Raw genomic sequence first — 16,264 nt, 5'->3', positions numbered from 1 at the left:
AGGGCGGAGTTCCAGGGCGCCGCGGTTGTTCGGAACCAATAACGTTGGTCGGCAGGGGTTCTCGCAGGATGCTCAGTATTCGCCTGGAAGCCGCAGCACCGGCACGAGATCCGGCCGATCTGTTCCAGCCTCGAAAGACCGTGATGCCCGGAAACCAGAGCTTTGGGGCTGCTCCTCTCAGAGCGACTCGACCAGACCTGAAATAAATTCTTGGGTAGCTGGATCGACTGCGTAGATGACGACTCCCTGCATGCCGCGGGTCAACAGCACTTTGTAGGTGTTGCGAATCAGAATGTCGAAGTCTTCGTCGAAGAGCCGCTTGCTCTTGAGCGCCTTGTCCTTATTGGCGTCCCGCCGCACCACCAGGCGCCCGTCCTCGACACCGATCTCTGGCCCGAGAATGACTCCGGCCCAATTGAACTCGAACCCTTGCGCGGTATAGATGCAACCGACTTGGTCGAAACCGCGAGGGTCGTGAGCCCACAGCCAACTCGGTGGGGGCTCGTGCGCTTTGCCGATCTTAGGGTCGTACTTGTTCCACGGCTTGGACCAGTCGCCGATCTGGATGTCCTCGACGAGCGCCCCGGCGCTGTCCGGTTCGGGTGTCCAGTCCCAGCAGTAGCCCGCAGTGATCCGCGCAGTGACAGCCGGTGTGATCTTCGCGCGGAGAAAATCCTCCATCTGCTGGGGCAAGTGCGCGACGCGGACAGTGAATTTGCCGTCGTCCTTCCACGGCATCGGCCCGAACGCGCGCAAACCGAGGAGGTTCAGGACCCACTCGTCGTATGCCGCGCTGCCACCGCACCGGAATTGGCCATCGAGGTTGATCTGGAAGACCGGCAAACCCGCACGGGCGGCGTGCTCACGGATATGGTCGATCGTCCCCACCTCGTCGGGGCGCACCACCTGGTTCTCGTCTAACAGGAAGACGGGCACCTTTGCGGCGTCGATGAGTTCATCGATCTGCGGTCGCTTGCTACGTTGGCTGCCCGCGGTCCAGCGGTCGGTGGAGGTCCGCCGGATTCGATGCGCTTCATCGCAGATGACCACGTCCAACCACTCGCCCTTCATCTTGGCGAGGTTCTTGTAGTACGTGATCTGCTCCTCCAGGTCGCGATCCTGCCGACCGTAGATTCTGCGCATCGTCTTGGTGATGGCTTCCGATCCCGTCGCGTACCGCACCTTACGGTGGTCCGCGCGGAGCCGTTCCAGCAGCGAGAGCGCGATCAAGCTCTTACCGCTGCCTGGGCCGCCGCTCACCAGGACGACGGTCTTCTGCCTGCTTCCGTGGGCGTGACTGATACGGCTCAGCACCGCCTCGAAGGCGAGCCGCTGGTTGTCTACCAGCGTGTCTGCGGTTGTGGCGAGATCGCCAGTGGAGAAGCCGAGAAGCGTTTTCCTGCGGTAGATTTCGCTCTCCAGCAGGCGAGTGGCAGCGCCACCGTCGCCGGAGGCCTGAGCGAGGCGCTCTTGGAGAAAGTCGGTGAACTGATCCGTTTGGTCTCCGGTAAACAGGCGCCCAAACTGATCAGGCTTCAGCAGAAACAGCGGCTCGACATCACTCACCTCGGCGTTGTGCAGGAAAGCAGCGCCATGCAAAGCATTCGGGCTCTCGTGCAGCACGGCGACATCGCGCTGGAGGTATCGGCAATAGCCCCGCACCTGGTCGACGGGATGTAGCTGATCCCCTCGCGTCAAAAGAGTCCAGACGATCAGCTCGCTGTCCCACCCCAGGTGAGCGTCGGTCCATTGCTTGAGTTCCACCACGACGTAACGGTCGGCGCTCGTCGCTGGATCGGTGCCCGCGAGAATTACATCGATACGCTTGTTCGCTCCCGGCACAGAACACTCGACCAGCATGGTGACACCGCGAAGGTTTGCCTTGACGAGGAGCTTGGCGAGTGCCGGAAGACTGGCCTGCCACGACCTCTGTTCCGCCGCGGTGCCCTTCTTGCCTGCTCCCTCAGCGACCGCCTCCACGAGCTTCTTCTGGCGGGCCAAAGCCAAGATTTCCGGAGCGGTCGTCCGGAATGCCCGAAGCTTCATACAACCCCCGAGATTGTTGGAATCACCTGCAACGCTTGAAGATAGCGATCAACCTACCCTTTCGGTTGCAGTTCCGGAGTCGGGCTCATCCCGGCGCCCGGTCATCCCGGCCAACTGCGGCGCCGGCAGGTCGGAAGCGTTGCGCGATCAAGCGGGTTCGTCGAGGGCTGAGTACTTCACCGCTCGGCCACGAGCCTTGTCGGCTGGATATCGCTCGGCGTTTACGCGGATCTTGTGTTCCGTAGCGGCGACGAGATCGACCTGCAGCACATCCGCGAGGCGTAGCAAGTAGATGAAAACATCGGCGATCTCTTCCTCGACGCGGCCACGGCCGACCGGGCTATCGGTGATAGTGGCACTCTCCTCCGCTGTGAGCCATTGAAAAAGCTCCGCTAGTTCACCCACTTCGCCTGTTAGCGCCATGACTAGGTTTTTGGGTGTATGGAAACCCTGCCAGGCTCGATCCTGGGCGAACTGGGCGATCATGGTCTGAAGACGGTCGATGGCCATAGGTTCGTTCTAGCAGAGACCAACTCCTCGACGTACCATCCGATCGGCCGAGACGTACCTGGCCGGTCACCCATCGGGCCCCCGCTTATTTAGTTGACCGCCAAGCCCGCGCGCCGCCTCCAGCTCCAAGCCACCTGATTCCCAGGAGTCAGTATTTAGGAGAGCCGCACGTCGCGCACGGTTTGCGGGTTCGACCGAGGGGTGCAAGAGCTGGCGTAGTTCTCGGCCGCGCATAGCGTTTGGCCCCCAAGCGGTCCCCAGGTTGGAGTCTGGAACGACCCACGAGAGCTGATAGACGATGCGGTCGTCACTGTCGGGTTCGAGGTTCTTCGCGGCCCGCTGGCGCACCGCGAGGCTGTTCGGGCAATGTATGCGGCGCTTAATGCACCGCGAATAAACGCCGCCGGGAGTCTCGTTTGGTCGAGGGCTCGTGTGGCCGCACTGTGCACGGACGCAAGCCGACAGTTCCTACGTTGGCTCGTGGCCCGATGTCACAAAAAGTTCGGGATCGCTTTCTGCTATTTCTTGAACAGCAGCCCCGAATGCGAGTACATACTTTTCTAAGTACTCCTCAAGGGCGGAGTATGTAACTACATCTATCACATAAGTACCGTTGAGGCTGCCGGACTTTAGCTGGCGGATCATAGGGACCCATTTAGCCTTATCGATAGCGTACTCGGATGAGGCGTCAACTCGGTATATCGGAGAAGAAGTAACGACCATAGGGTAAAGGAATTGCACCGTAGCCCAGTCTGTGGCCCTATCGTGAAACACGCGATTAGGTCTATAATTTTTTCGGAAATATTGCGTAGCCTTGGCGAGAGGATACACCAGGCCATCAAAAATTCCCCTATTGTCTGCCAGCCAGGTGGCTTTGCGTTCAAGTCGAGTCATCTGGGTTGCTACGAAATCTCGCTTCCAGGGCGCCTCGGGGATGCGATTGAGGCCGATAAACTCTCGAGCGTCTTCAGACTTCCATCGAGTGACTCTATCGGATTCTTTTACCTTACTGGTCACAACGGAATCAAAGCGAAGCAGCTGCTCAAGCTTCGTGCGCTCGCGCTCGTAAGCGCTCGGAGGTTTGCCAATGAGAACGTACGGCATGCTGCTCTGCTTACACTCTGCCAAACATCGAATTCCGATACTGAGGCGGATTTCGTCGTTTCGATAGAGCTCCCGGTAGGCCATCACATCGACCTCACGTGACTTTCCCAAGTCGTCAGGGTCGGGGAAAGCGGCGTTCAGTGACGTGTGAAACCCTTGACGCTCAAGGCATGTCTCAGTCTCTTGCTCGAGCAGCCAGCCAGCGGCTCGCAGCGCCGAGATGATCTCCTCCTCGGTCGGCTCTGGCGCTCCACCCGATGCGTCGGTCGTTGTCATAGTCCCGACATTAGCTACTGAACACCAATGGCGAGTGTGACTTCGCCCGGGGGTACATGTGACCTGCAGGCGCTGCTGAAAGGATTGCGCCGGCAAGGGATGCCGCTATAGGGGCGCGACAGTCGACAACCTGTCGCAACGGCCCAGTGCCAGAGACGAGGAACGGCGTCGAATCTGATCGGTTGTACCTAGGAGTCAGAATTCGGGATCGCTGCACGTCACACACGGTTTGCAGGCTCTGCTCTGGTGGGCGTGAACTGGCGATGTTCGTGCCCGGGTATGACGTTTGGTCCCCAAGTGCTCCCCAGCCTTCACGCCTCGCGTCGTGGAGCCAATCCACCGGATCGGCGAGATTGAAGGCTATGGTTCGAAGCCATGTCGAGTGGGGCTGGTGAGCCGAGCGAGGTAGCTGCTGAAGCGGGCGACCATGGGAATGCGTTCGACGTCGGCAGCATCCGGGTGCGGGAGCACCTAGCGGCATCGCACCTGTGGACTGCCGAGCTCATGGCTAGCCGATGTGAGCAGCGTGAGAAGTCGCTCGTGCAGGACGGTTTCAGCGGGTTCGACCGTGAGCACAGGTCACTGTCGACTGCGGCTGTTCTGTTCTCCGTTTTCTTCATCGAAGCGTACATTAATGAGGTCTTCGACGATCTGGCGGACGGTAATCCTGTTGCCTCAGCCGGGGTTACCGGTTTGGACGAGCAACACAGGAAGACGTTGGCGCGTTTATGGAAAAGTGAAGATCTTAATCTTCGCGGTACGGGAACATCAATTCTGGCGAAGTATGACCTTGCATTGATTGCCTTGAATAAGCCGTCGATGGATCGTGGGCAGCCGCCGTTTGAGGGTGTCAAACGATTGATTGCCCTAAGGAATAGCCTCGTTCACTTTAAACCAAAGTGGACCGACGTGGGGAGCGAGACGAAAGGGCTTGCGGTTGAGTTGCAGGGTGAGCAATTTCCCGGGAATGCGATCCCGATTGGCGATCCTTGGTACCCCAACAAATGCATGGGTGCTGGTTGCGCCATGTGGGCCTGTAGCACCGCGCGCAGCTTTGCCGACGGGTGGCGGCTGGTAATGGGTATCACGTCCGACTTCCGTGTGGACGTGCACGACTGGTCACTGCCTTGAGCTCCTTGTCTGCGGTGCGCGGGTACTCGACTGACGGGCACCTGTCCGTGCACCAGTTTCATCCGCCGGCTTGTCCGTCTGCAGGTTGACCTTTGAAATGGCGGGAGAACCAGCCCAGAGGTCTGGGCTTCGGAAACGAAATCGCAGGTGCCACAACCGCGATGGGAACGGGATTTGGGACTGGAAAGTCCTCAACTTTGGCAGTGGCACTGGGGCCTTGGCGGTGATCGGGCACGAAGTAGTTGCCTTGTTGCATCGCCCAGTGGAGGTTTACGGCATACCTCCGATTTGCTCCTACTGACGCATCGAACCAGGAGACTTCGCGAAGGAGGCTCGGGTAGTTCCGGTGTTCTCGGATGGGAGCTTCCCCTATGACCGCACTCCGCAGGATCAGGGATTGCACCGGTACCCGCGCCTCTGGGTCTGCTTGCCACACGTTCCAAAGTCGATGTCGGCCGTCCGTCATGGAGTGATGCCAAGGGTCGAATGTTGGTGGTATTCCTGACGTGAACCATGCGCGGACGATGTTCTGCTCGAGGTCGGGGAGCTGGGCAGCATCGCAGTCGACCCACAGCAGTTCGCCATCGTCGTTGTAGCGGCTCAAGTCGGCGAAAACGTCATCGCGGTCGAGCTGATTCGCCACTTGATTGACAAACTGCGCGACTGCCAGCCAGTCAACTTCGGGGTTGTTGCGCCATCGAACTCGCTGGTCTGAGACGTCAGGATCGGTGAGCTGTGGCCGCTCGGATTTCCGGACGGTCCACCAGAACCGAGGTTTCCAGATCGCGAACCGGTTCGTGTGGTCGTCGTGCATCCCTGTGGGCCGCTCCCCAGTCATTTCGCGGCTTCTACGCGCCGCCAGAATGTTCGGCTATGGCCTGTCGGGGCGGTTACGGCGACCCCGACCATGCTGCGCTCCGCACCTGGGCTCGCCGTATATCCGCGGACGAGGGCCAGCTGTGCATCAGACACGACGATGTCGTCGCATGCCTTCCTGGCGACTTCAAGCGCTTCGAAGTCTGCTCTGGTTGGCTCGCTGTTGTCGAGGATCTTCACCGCGCTGTTTAGTGCGGAATAACCCTCGGGCACTTGGGCTTCGATCCAGAGGTTTTCTAGTTTTCGCATCCAGTTGCCGCGTCGTTCGGTGAGGATGGTTCGAAGATCCTCCCGTGTCTCCGCCCATGCGCAGAGGATCTTGCTGCCCTTCTCGTAAGTGGCCTTCATTTCGGCGAGTTCGTGTTCGTAGGCACTCTGGGCGGCGATGCGGCTTTGCTCATTGAGCGCGTCGAGATCGGCAACCCATGCGCCGGCGCCGATCTCGTGCACGACTTCGTCGACGGGCAGGCCAAACCTGCCAAGCTCCCATACGCCCCGGTGCCCTTGGACGCCGCTGGGCCAGTCCGGGAGAAGGACTTCATAGAAGCAGCCTTCGCCTCCCTTGTGCCCAAGCGTGAGCCATCGCCGTTCGGCGAGGGTCCGCCGCTCAACGAAAACTGCACGTGCTTGTTCCAACAACTCGGCGCGCTGCCGCGCGGTTTCGAGCTCCTTGGCGGCCGATGCCGCTTGCCGCTCGTGGAGAGCGGAAAGGAGCGCTTCGGTAGTTCCCGACGTGACTTGTACCCGGAGCCCTTCGTATTCTGTTGCCTGCACGAAGTAGTCGGCGACGAGCTCGCGGTCCTCGTCGGTGAGCTGGCGTAGATTCACGGGAACGGTTTGGACCGCCGGATTGTAGCCGTGCCGAATGTACTGGTAGGGGTCAGGTTTCACCGGAACGAGCACTGCATGCCTGATGCTCTCGGAGGAGCCGGCAGCAGCGGCCATCCTGGATTGCAGCGAGCGGATCAGGTTTCGCATGCGCTTCTTCTGAACAACCACCGTGATCAACCCCCTTCGCTGAAAACTGCAGAGCGACAACTCCTTACGAGGCTACCGGCGTACCCGTGAGGCAGTCGCACATTGCGGCAAAGATCCTCACTCCTGGTACCTCATTGGTATGAGGTACCAAAACTGAGTACCCATTTCCCCTCCGACCAGCGGTTTTGTCGGTGGCGTCTGTCTGCCTGACACATGGACACTAAACACACCCTGCGGGCGCATTTAGTGTCCATGTGTCAGGCAGACAGACAACAAGGAAGTAGGTACAGATCGGAGGGGAAATGGGGGACTGGAAGGAAATAACCGAAGGGAGAAGAGACTGAACGGAAGTACGACTGGACGGAGGAGAAGACCGGCACCGGAGGGGGTTTCGAGCGGGCTGGTTCGGGATGCCGCGTTGCGGATTAGTGCGAAGGGACCGGCACCGCGGAGGCCACGACGGCTTGGGTTTGTGAATGCGGCCACTGGTGCAGTGTCCGGCGTCGTAGGGCAGACGGAGGTTGCCGCACAGCACGTCGATGCATTGCTGGCGGCGGCGTCTGCGGGATTCGTCGGCGATGCGGCCATTGCGTACACGCCGGCGACAACGGTCAGCGCCAACTTGGTGATGTCGATCGGCGCGGCGAGAACCTCGTTGGTCTTGACGTATCGGCGTAGCGCCCACTGTCCGGCGAGCTATGTTCTCCACCGTTCTGACGTCTCATGAGCCGGGGCGGCGGTCGACCAATCGAGGCGGCCGCGGGGCGATGGTGGCGTCCTCGCTCCTGAGTTGTTGACGGAGGGCGATGTTTTCGCGGCGATCACTGGCGGGATCAGCTAGGGTCGCCGCAACGTGGTGGTGTCGCGTTCGGGGTAACGGCGCCGCTGGAAAGCCTGCTGGCCGCCGTGTTCGTGACGGTTCGACGCGTGAGCTCTCCGTTTGAGTGTTGCTGCCATGCCCGTCCGGCACTGTCGGTGTAGTTGACGACGAACGTCACCGGCTGCCGCTCGTCAGTGACTACCCGGATCTCGAAAGACCACTGCGAGTTCTTGGCCTCCGACCTATATGGCGCGAGCCAGTCGTAGGAGCGAATACGTCCGATCGAGGAGCCATACCTGGGCCCCACCACTCGTTCCTGTTTGCCGTCGTGTACCCGATCGACGTAGGGAATCTCCACGTCGAAGAATGATTCCTTAGAGCGATTCTCAAGCCAGAACATCGCCATGGTCAGCGGAACGTACGTTGTCTCGGTCTGCCGGATGGTTAGCAGCCGTGCCTGTGCCATCGCATCGGCGGCCGCAGTGTCGGCAGCGGCTCGTCGGTCGTCACGGGCATGCGCACTCGTCACCTTGATGCTGCCTGTAGCGATCAAAAACGCGGCGGCGGTAGCAACTCCGCCTGCCCAAGCACCCCATGCGGTGAACCAGTCCGCCGTGATGTCTTGCGGTGATTGGACAGCTTTAGCCCACGTCCCGAACACGAACGCACCAAGAAGTAAGCCGACCACCACACAGCAGCCCACCCATATGAACGTGAAGTGCTTCTCAGCTTTCTGATGTTCTGTATCGGCGGCCATGGGTTGAAGGTTCGCACGTAGTGGTCCGTCGTTGCTTCAGGCGCGCGTTCAGCGACCGATTAGACCCACTTATCGGAGGTTGGAGCAGTAATCGGATCCCCATGGCGGCCAGGGGAGTCGATCGGTCCCCCGTGGGGCCGCCGCGGCGAAACAGAAATGCGGCCCGTTCAGGAATCAGGGGCTGCCAGTTGCTCGCCGCCCTGTTGTGAACCTCCTGCGGGAGAGTACTCGAACCCGCAATCGCCTTGTCTGGGCTCCTGCGAGACCTTACGGTCTACTATTCGGTTGCGATCCGGGATGCCGATTCCTTCGGGCGGGCATCGATAGTCGCGTAGTGAATCTTCTTGTCTAACTGCGATCGAAGCTCCTCGACCCTCGCCGGGAGTTCCGCCATCCGTTTCTGCGACGCCGGGCTATCTCGATACCGAATCGCCACATACCATCCCTCGCCGGCTCCGTCGGAGTCCATGTAGCTCGGCAGCTGAGATTCGAGCCCATTCCAGAATTTTCCGTTGTGGGCCTTCTTGACCTCGATAAGCAGCCGCATGCGAGTCCCGGACGAGACCTTGAAATCGACGGGGCCGCGCCCAAGCTCGACCTCGCGATCGATCTCGACATCGAACATCCTGAGGTAGCGCTGGGCCAGACCGAGAAACACGAGTTGCGCCGCTTCCTCGCGCTTTTCCTTGCCGTTCTCGTTGTGAAGCAGCGACCAACCCCTCTGATTCTCGACAAAGTGCCTGAACTGATCGATGACGGCCGACACCAGCGCGCTCAGCTCAGCCTGGTTGGCCGGGTGTTTGAGACCGGTAATCGGGTTTTCTTCTGCGAACCTGGCAGGTTCTTTATCCCAGACGACAACACCGAGTGGATCGTCGGAGAAGTCATATCCGCGCACGTCGGTTCTGCTGGTCTGCTGTCGAGCCCATTCTCGAACACGCTCGGGGTGCTTCTTCGCCAGAGCGATGACGTCCGCTTTTCGGACCTTGTCACCAAGCTGCATATTCAGCTGCAGGCGCAGATCCGAATTTAGCTCCGAATTGAACCAGTCGGTCGCATTCAGGACTGGGAGCTCGTTCAGTAGTCGCTCGGGTACGAGGATGACCGGTTTCCCGGTTTCAGGATGGGTCGGCAGTTCGACCGTCAAGTCCTGCCAACGACCCTGCTCCACAAACACTTTGGCATTCCGAACTCTGTGCTTGCTCAGGGGTACGTTGTGCCGCTTCGCGACATCCTGCGTGTACTCGATGAAGCGGCCCTTAAGAACGTTGCACACCGCATCTGAGATTCGATCGGCGCCGATCCCTTCCGTGAACATGCCAACTTCTTCGATATGCTCCGGCTGTCGCAGCCCGGCAGCTATTGCCACGGCGATACCGTCGACCATGGCGTTCGCTACTCCCGCGCTGGACCCGGACCCTGCGGTGCCGGCAGTGGTGTATCCGAGTCCAAACTCTGGAGGCTCCGGGAAGGTCAGCATCCTGCGAGCCGCCTGTGCCGAGGTGGATTTCGGTGATGCGGCCTTCGCTACAAGCCGATAGCACTCTTTGAAATGATGGAGAAGTTCCTCGTGGCCTTCAGTCCAGCCTGGGCCACCGAGCTCTAGCAACAGCGGATCGATGAACAGCTTCGTGTCGACTGTCAGGTGCACGTCATACCAGTCGTCATCCTGACCCAGCTCAATCTCGAACGCTTCTGAGAACCTCATGCCCCTACCCCTTCCCGAGGTGCTACCGGCACCCGCTCCCCGCTCCGTCGCTGACTCGACCTACCTGTTCGTTCGTCACCGACCTTGAGGCGACAGTACTGCCCTTTGTGTCACCTGCGACGGGCAAATCCGTTATTCCACCCTGGACAGAGGCCGCTACCTCGTGATGCTGCGCCCCGACCAGTGGCACCAGCCGCGGCGGGCCGTCATACCGCCGGACAGTGGAGCACTGTCAACATCAAATGCTGAGTGAGACGGCCACCAGGTCGACTCGTCCATTGCGAGGCGCGGGATAACGGGACATCTGCCAAACCTTGCCCGTGTGCGGCAGCGAGGGTTCAAGCGAGGGAGCATCCCGCCAGGTAATCTGTTCTGCCACAGCTATTCTCAACCGATTGGAGTTGCTGTGGAGGGCGGTATCGCATCAGCGCGTCGACGGCCAGTACCGAGCCATGGTCATTCACTCCGGCGACCATCGCGTCAGCAATCCCCAGCGCCGGAGGATCCGCCGCCAACTCCTCCGGCCCGTTTGGACCGATTGCGGCGCGCCGTGCACAGGGTGTTCGTATGGCCCGGCTGGGCCAGTCTCACGGCAATTGTCACGACCGTCGCCGCCGTGGGTGCCCTGTGGTTTACCGGGCAGTCTCTGCGTACAGCACTGGATGTAGCGACGACTGATCGCTTTCAGAAGGCCGCCGAGCTGCTGAGTAAGGAGAGTATGGATGCCCGCGTCGCTGGCGTGTACCTTTTCGAACGCCTCGCACGGGACTCTCCTTCCGAGCATGATGTAATCTTTACAGTGCTGGTTGAGTTTGTGCGCAACCAGACGCCAATCATGAAATGTGAACGGGCTGGCCAGGATTCAACCGGCCCCGGCGTGGACGAATCTAAGCAACTGTCACCCGACATCCGTGCGGCTTTAACTGCCATCGGGCGCCGCGATACGAGTCACGATGCCTATCGCGACTGGCATTACCTGAACCTCTCCGGGTTGTGCCTATCAAATGGTGCATTTCTCGGCGCAAAACTGGCAAAGGCAGTATTTTCGGAATCAAACCTTCACGGTGCCAACTTCTTCAGCGCCGACCTGGCAGGCGTGAACTTCAATGAATCGAATCTTAGCCACGCGTCATTATCTAGCGTGAATGCGGTGGAGGCAGCCTTCGGAGGAGTAGACCTCAGCGGTGCCAATTTGACGGGAGCCAAACTCGACGGGGCAAACTTTTTCTGTACGATCAAAGACGCAAAGGCGCTGCCAAGGTGTGCGAATCTCGCAGGTGCAGAGCTTGATTGCTATGAACCCGCCGTGCGCGGGGGGTGTGCAAGTCTGGCAAATGCGGCACTGGCAGGGGCCGATCTCACCTCTGCACGACTCAGCGGTGCGAACCTCACCGCTGCGAGTCTCGGCTGTGTCCGAAAATTGGGCCCTCCCGGCGAATTCATCAGCTGCACAAACCTCACTAATGCCGATCTGGCAGGTGCGAATTTGACCCGTGCCGATCTGGCGGGCGCGAACCTCACGAACATCTACTACGACAGTTCGACGATTTGGCCGACCCGGTTCATCCCGCCGGCAAGTCGGCCTACTCGCTAACTGTCTTGCTCAGTGGGAAGGGTATGCGGCTGGATGTCATGGACCGTGACGCTGGTGTGGGCGAGGACCTTGTCCGCGATGTACTCGCGGCCCCCTCCTTGCCCTCCGCAATTGCAGTTCACGCTGGGCCTGCCCCCGCGATCCGAAAGTGCCGTGCGACCTCGTAGCCGTCGATGCTTGTGCTCATGTGAATCACCCCCGGGCGCGTGCCTCCCTTTCCGCTGACTTCCCGGCCACCGTACCAGTTCGACAATGTCCGGAATTCGCCTGGGGGTGAACAGCTTTCGTGGCTGCGGTGGTCTGTCGGTGGGTCTGTGTACGGTTACATGCATGGCATCGCTTGCAGAGCTGCTTGGCGAGGTACCGCCGCTGCGTGCCGGGCGCACCGAGAACACGGCTGCACCCGGGATGCAGTACCGCGAACAACCGGTCCATACAGGGAATCCGAGCTGGACAACGGACACGCTGGCCGCGTTTGAGGACGGGCGATGGTCGCTTGAAAAGGCTGCCCTGCAATCTCTTTCGTATCGGTACACGCTCAGGCCGCGAGCTCGGATGGCGTCGTACAGGCTCGATCGAGCTCTCAGAGCCCGGCCAAGGAGGGACCATGGCGGTAAACGATTCGGCGACCCTGTTCGACACGGCAGAAGACCCGGTGGAACCACCGGAGGACCACGGTGCGGACACCGGCCTCGCGGCGGTGATTGCGTGGTTCCGGAAAAAAGATGACCTAGAGGCGCTGTTCGCGCAGAGTATCCGCCAGTCTCTCGACGAGGTCCTGGACGGGCAGCGCACGGGACGTTTCGATGTCGAGGAGCTGGACAAAACCGAGAAATCCTATCTCGGCACGAAGGTAGAGATCGTTGTCCGTGCTGCATTCGAGCTCCCCAAAGGCGAGCGCATGGATTACGCGATCGACGGCCACGATATCGATGCGAAATGGTCGATACGACGGGAGTGGAACATCCCGCGCGAGGCCATGGGCCATCTTTGCCTGCTGATGTCGGCCAACGACCGCAAGGCGACCTTCGACGTCGGGCTGATCCGCATCCAACCCGAGCTACTGAACGAAGGCCAAAACCAGGACAAGAAGAAGACCCTCAACGCCGACGGCCGTAGCCGGATCGTCTGGCTGTTCCGAAATGCGCGCCTGCCCCGAAACCTGCTGCTCTCGTTACCGCCCGACGTCCGGGAGAAGATCCTCGCGTCCAGTTCCGGGCAGAAACGAGCCACCGAGCTGATGCGCCATGTCCGAGGGGTCCTGATCGACCGCAACACCGCGATCACCGTCGCCAGGCAACTCGATGGCATGCGGCGCTGCCGCAACACCCGAACGCCATTGAGCCAAGAAGGAATCGCCGTCCTGGGCCACATGGCCGATGGCCCCAAGATCGCGAAAGCCCTGCAACTGCCGGTCCCGAGCTCCGGAACATTGATCTCGGTACGCCTGATCCAGGTTCCAGACGACACGACCGACCGGCCGACCGCCCTGATTTCGGGCCGACGATATGCGGTAATCGACAGCGATGAACCGACCGATCAGCTGCCATTGATCAAAAACAGCTAGTAGGGCCCCGTGTTCCACAGGTTGATGGGCAGGCTCACAGGGCAACCTGGTTGCCTCTCCAAGCCGCGAGGACGGTCAGTGCCGAACTATCCCGCCGGGTGTGGCAGCGGTGGGTATGCCCGGTGCGGCAGAGAACCGCGACTTATGGAACATTCCTTTCCCCAAGGCTCGGCCGCGGATGTGCGGTTGTCCGTGCGCATTTCAGCCAGAAAGCCATCCGAACCCGGCGCTGCAGCTCGGAGCCGCAGGCTTTGAACCGCCCTGCCTGCCGACTCGGAAGCGCGCGCAGCAAGGCTGCTGGGAGAGGGGCCGCAGCTCAGCGTGAAACCACCTGAGCACCAGCGTTTCTCCTCGCGCGGAAGGTAGTGGACGTTTCGCGGTTTGAAACTGTCGGTGCCCTGCGATCGATGTGTGGAAAGTTGTTGTCGCAGTGCTGATCATCGCGTACCCTCGACGGCGTCGACACGACGTGCACGACGCAGCGAAGTTCAACCACAGACACCGATCTGTATGCGAACACGCAGAGCCCGATACAGACCTGAGGTCTAGAGGCCAGCCGAACCGCTGTGAAGTCGCACCCGTGACGCTCGGGAACAAGGTGAACTCGATTCACCGGATCCCAGCGAGAGCTGGCCGGCAACCGGCTCCCGTGCAATGCTCGCGGGAGAGGCGCTCCCGTGAGATGGGAGCAAGGAGCCCCAAATGGCCAGTGCAGCAAAATCTCCGACGGCCACCGATGACGACCCGGTACTGCCGCGCCCTCTGAAGCAACTGCCACCTCACCCGGAACGTGCACGCATTCGCGCAGTCCGGGTCGCGGCTGAGAAGCATCTCGGTATGAGTCAGCTCGCCGCTACAGCGATGGCATCGATCTGGGTGGATCCGGACGATGTCCTGCGTCAGATCGAGCATCCACGGAAGATGCGGATCCCCGGCGGGGTCCTTCTCTGCATCGAAAGCGACGCGTGGACCGCGCGGTTGATGCCGGACCCCACCAACCCCCGCAACGGTGCCAGCTACGTGTATCCGGCCGCGGGCACGACCCGGGATGCCGCCGACCTCCGCGTTGCCGACAAGCTCGAGAGCGCGAAGGCCGAGATGATCCGGACGACCACGTCCGTGAAGGAACTCATCCGAGTCCTGACGAACGCGATGGCGAAAACGGCCGAGGCCAACGATCTGTATCCGCCGATTGCGGAGCAAGGGATCATGGATGCGCCGTTCGGTGTCATGGAAGTTATCGACTTCGAAGACGGGTCCGAACCGATCGCGGTGCCGTGCGTGCGGGAAGGCTCGTCCCGGGTGAGTCATGCGCATAGAAGTCTCGGGGTGGGACCGAAGGACACACTCCAGACCTACGTGAGAAGTTCGACCGAGCTCAAGCGGACGATCTGGGAAATCAACTCGTTGGTGACGGGCCCAGTGAAGGCGCTCACGGATGAAGACCGCGCACGAATCCGCTGTACGGTGGCGCCGTTCATGCTTATCGTCGGCTTCCGTGCGGACGTGTCGGGCGAGGTAGACCTGGGCGAGGCCATCAAGGCGAAGGTCGCTCAGGAGCACCTGAACACCAAGCTGGACTGGACCGAGTCGGCCAAGAACTCGGCGCTGGCCGATGACTGCCTGCGTGCAGTGCGTGGCCTGCTGGATGGCGAGGACGAATACCGTTGGCTGTCTGGCCGGTTGGACCGCGCGGAAGCAGTCGCGCGTGGGGTGGAGCGATACCCGGACGACCGCTTCGCCAGGCTGATCTACCTGTTCACGACGACGGAACCGAAGGTGCACAAAGCGATCCGGCGGCCGATCGCCTTTGTCCTGCGGAAGGAGAAGCCCCCGGGTAGGTCCCCTGTCATTCGGCGCAGGACGAAGATTCCGGTGGCAGTCGAGCTCCTCGTTCGCGAACTGAGGACACGGGTTGACTCCCAGGACCCCGTCATCGAACGCATCGAGAAGGTGCTTGTCAGCGGCGCACAGCTCACTACGTCTGGCGAAGGGATCGGGCTGCGTGGCCAGCAGTCGCTTGAGGCCCTTGCCGAAGAGGCCAGGAGCGAAGCGGAGACCGGGGCTGTCGGGCCGGCGGGTCGGGAACTCGCGATGCGCGCGCTGTACTACCTCGCGCTCCATGACGTTATCGGCATGCCTCGCAACGACCTTGGGCCCCGCTCTGATCGGCGGACAGTGAGTGAATTACTCGACGCCATGCTGCGCCTTCCGCATGGCGTCGAACGATTGAAGTGGATCATCGAAGACGGGCGTTCGCCGGCTGATGGACAGGTAACGGGTGTGCCGTTCCTGCGGGACTCTCAGGGAAATTACGAGCTGTCGGCAGAAGAGCTCCCGGTTCCGCTGGACAACCAGGCGCTCCGGTACGAGCTGTTCCCCAAGTACAACCCTGCCGGTGAGGCAGACGAGATCGAAGACATCGATCCGTTCGAAGCGGCGCAGCTCCGGTTCGGGGCCGCGGTGGAGGAGCTCGAATCGGCTCATGCGGTGCTCAGTGATGTGAGCGACGACGATCTACCTACCGTCGAGCTCATGGGAGTAGCGCCGGACCGGGCGCTGAAGTGGAGAGCCGCGCTGGGCGGGGTCCGGGACAGTGTGGACGGATGGTTCGCGACCGGCTTGCAGCACGGCAAGAGCCCAAACACGCCGTGAACTGGAATGAGGCGTCACGTGCGCGGCGGCGACAAGCCGGCCGGTTTTCCGTGCGGGGGTTTGCACATCATGGTCACGACGAAGGCCCAGTAAGACTGCCGATCCCCTGTGTCACAACAGGAGCCGAACCCTTGAGGAGAAAGGCCTCAGGTGGCCCCGAAGGGCATCCTGAGGCCTTCCGTTGTGTTGGTGGAGTTCGCGGGAACAAACTTCCACCGGTACCCGGGTGCTCGGCCGTGTCA

At 60.9% G+C, this 16,264-nt stretch carries 11 protein-coding genes; 4 read left to right on the top strand and 7 right to left on the bottom strand.

Annotation, left to right across the window (positions count from 1 at the left end; translation table 11 throughout):
• Positions 1-177: 177 nt before the first annotated feature.
• From BJ987_RS32330 to BJ987_RS37595, 3 genes are all read right to left on the bottom strand, one after another.
• A complete protein-coding gene (locus tag BJ987_RS32330; protein WP_209896843.1) occupies positions 178-2,046 on the bottom strand; it encodes a DUF2075 domain-containing protein in 1,869 nt (622 codons plus the stop codon).
• Positions 2,047-2,193: 147 nt separating this feature from the next.
• On the bottom strand, positions 2,194-2,556 hold the full coding sequence (locus BJ987_RS32325) for a nucleotide pyrophosphohydrolase (protein WP_209896842.1): 363 nt from the start codon (positions 2,554-2,556) through the stop codon (positions 2,194-2,196).
• A 468-nt stretch (positions 2,557-3,024) separates the two neighbouring features.
• Positions 3,025-3,936: a hypothetical protein gene (locus BJ987_RS37595; protein WP_245366233.1), complete on the bottom strand. Its 912-nt coding sequence runs from the start codon at positions 3,934-3,936 to the stop codon at positions 3,025-3,027.
• A 375-nt stretch (positions 3,937-4,311) separates the two neighbouring features.
• On the opposite strand from BJ987_RS37595, the gene BJ987_RS32315 reads away from it, so the two are divergent.
• Positions 4,312-5,067, top strand: coding sequence for a hypothetical protein (locus BJ987_RS32315; protein WP_209896841.1), 756 nt, complete (start codon positions 4,312-4,314; stop codon positions 5,065-5,067).
• 58 nt (positions 5,068-5,125) lie between these two features.
• Here BJ987_RS32315 and BJ987_RS32310 read toward each other — a convergent pair whose 3' ends face one another.
• The 4 genes from BJ987_RS32310 to BJ987_RS32295 form a co-directional block, all read right to left on the bottom strand.
• Positions 5,126-5,881, bottom strand: a complete 756-nt coding sequence (locus BJ987_RS32310; protein ID WP_209896840.1) for a hypothetical protein — start codon at positions 5,879-5,881, stop codon at positions 5,126-5,128.
• Positions 5,882-5,901: 20 nt separating this feature from the next.
• A complete protein-coding gene (locus tag BJ987_RS32305) occupies positions 5,902-6,942 on the bottom strand; it encodes a hypothetical protein (protein ID WP_209896839.1) in 1,041 nt (346 codons plus the stop codon).
• An 812-nt stretch (positions 6,943-7,754) separates the two neighbouring features.
• On the bottom strand, positions 7,755-8,498 hold the full coding sequence (locus BJ987_RS32300) for a hypothetical protein (RefSeq protein ID WP_209896838.1): 744 nt from the start codon (positions 8,496-8,498) through the stop codon (positions 7,755-7,757).
• A 277-nt stretch (positions 8,499-8,775) separates the two neighbouring features.
• Positions 8,776-10,206: a DUF8370 family protein gene (locus tag BJ987_RS32295; RefSeq protein ID WP_209896837.1), complete on the bottom strand. Its 1,431-nt coding sequence runs from the start codon at positions 10,204-10,206 to the stop codon at positions 8,776-8,778.
• A 616-nt stretch (positions 10,207-10,822) separates the two neighbouring features.
• On the opposite strand from BJ987_RS32295, the gene BJ987_RS32290 reads away from it, so the two are divergent.
• The 3 genes from BJ987_RS32290 (at position 10,823) to BJ987_RS32280 (ending at position 16,022) form a co-directional block, all read left to right on the top strand.
• A complete protein-coding gene (locus tag BJ987_RS32290; RefSeq protein ID WP_209896836.1) occupies positions 10,823-11,800 on the top strand; it encodes a pentapeptide repeat-containing protein in 978 nt (325 codons plus the stop codon).
• 607 nt (positions 11,801-12,407) lie between these two features.
• Positions 12,408-13,367 carry a NaeI family type II restriction endonuclease gene (locus tag BJ987_RS32285; RefSeq protein WP_209896835.1) on the top strand — a complete coding sequence of 320 codons (960 nt, stop codon included), beginning with the start codon at positions 12,408-12,410 and terminating at the stop codon, positions 13,365-13,367.
• 702 nt (positions 13,368-14,069) lie between these two features.
• The gene (locus tag BJ987_RS32280; protein ID WP_209896834.1) at positions 14,070-16,022 is read left to right on the top strand and encodes a hypothetical protein; all 1,953 of its coding nucleotides are present in this window, start codon (positions 14,070-14,072) and stop codon (positions 16,020-16,022) included.
• Positions 16,023-16,264 lie beyond the last annotated feature (242 nt).

The organism is Nocardia goodfellowii, assembly GCF_017875645.1.
Lineage (GTDB): Bacteria > Actinomycetota > Actinomycetes > Mycobacteriales > Mycobacteriaceae > Nocardia > Nocardia goodfellowii.
This window is presented reverse-complemented; position numbering and strand designations above follow the sequence as displayed.

What these genes read in the sequence shown, in the direction of transcription:
- BJ987_RS32315 (WP_209896841.1), top strand. Translation starts at nt 4,312, where the DNA reads ATGTCGAGTGGGGCTGGTGAGCCGAGCGAGGTAGCTGCTGAAGCGGGC.
- BJ987_RS37595 (WP_245366233.1), bottom strand. Translation starts at nt 3,936, where the DNA reads ATGACAACGACCGACGCATCGGGTGGAGCGCCAGAGCCGACCGAGGAG.
- BJ987_RS32285 (WP_209896835.1), top strand. Translation starts at nt 12,408, where the DNA reads ATGGCGGTAAACGATTCGGCGACCCTGTTCGACACGGCAGAAGACCCG.
- BJ987_RS32310 (WP_209896840.1), bottom strand. Translation starts at nt 5,881, where the DNA reads ATGCACGACGACCACACGAACCGGTTCGCGATCTGGAAACCTCGGTTC.
- BJ987_RS32325 (WP_209896842.1), bottom strand. Translation starts at nt 2,556, where the DNA reads ATGGCCATCGACCGTCTTCAGACCATGATCGCCCAGTTCGCCCAGGAT.
- BJ987_RS32330 (WP_209896843.1), bottom strand. Translation starts at nt 2,046, where the DNA reads ATGAAGCTTCGGGCATTCCGGACGACCGCTCCGGAAATCTTGGCTTTG.
- BJ987_RS32280 (WP_209896834.1), top strand. Translation starts at nt 14,070, where the DNA reads ATGGCCAGTGCAGCAAAATCTCCGACGGCCACCGATGACGACCCGGTA.
- BJ987_RS32295 (WP_209896837.1), bottom strand. Translation starts at nt 10,206, where the DNA reads ATGAGGTTCTCAGAAGCGTTCGAGATTGAGCTGGGTCAGGATGACGAC.
- BJ987_RS32300 (WP_209896838.1), bottom strand. Translation starts at nt 8,498, where the DNA reads ATGGCCGCCGATACAGAACATCAGAAAGCTGAGAAGCACTTCACGTTC.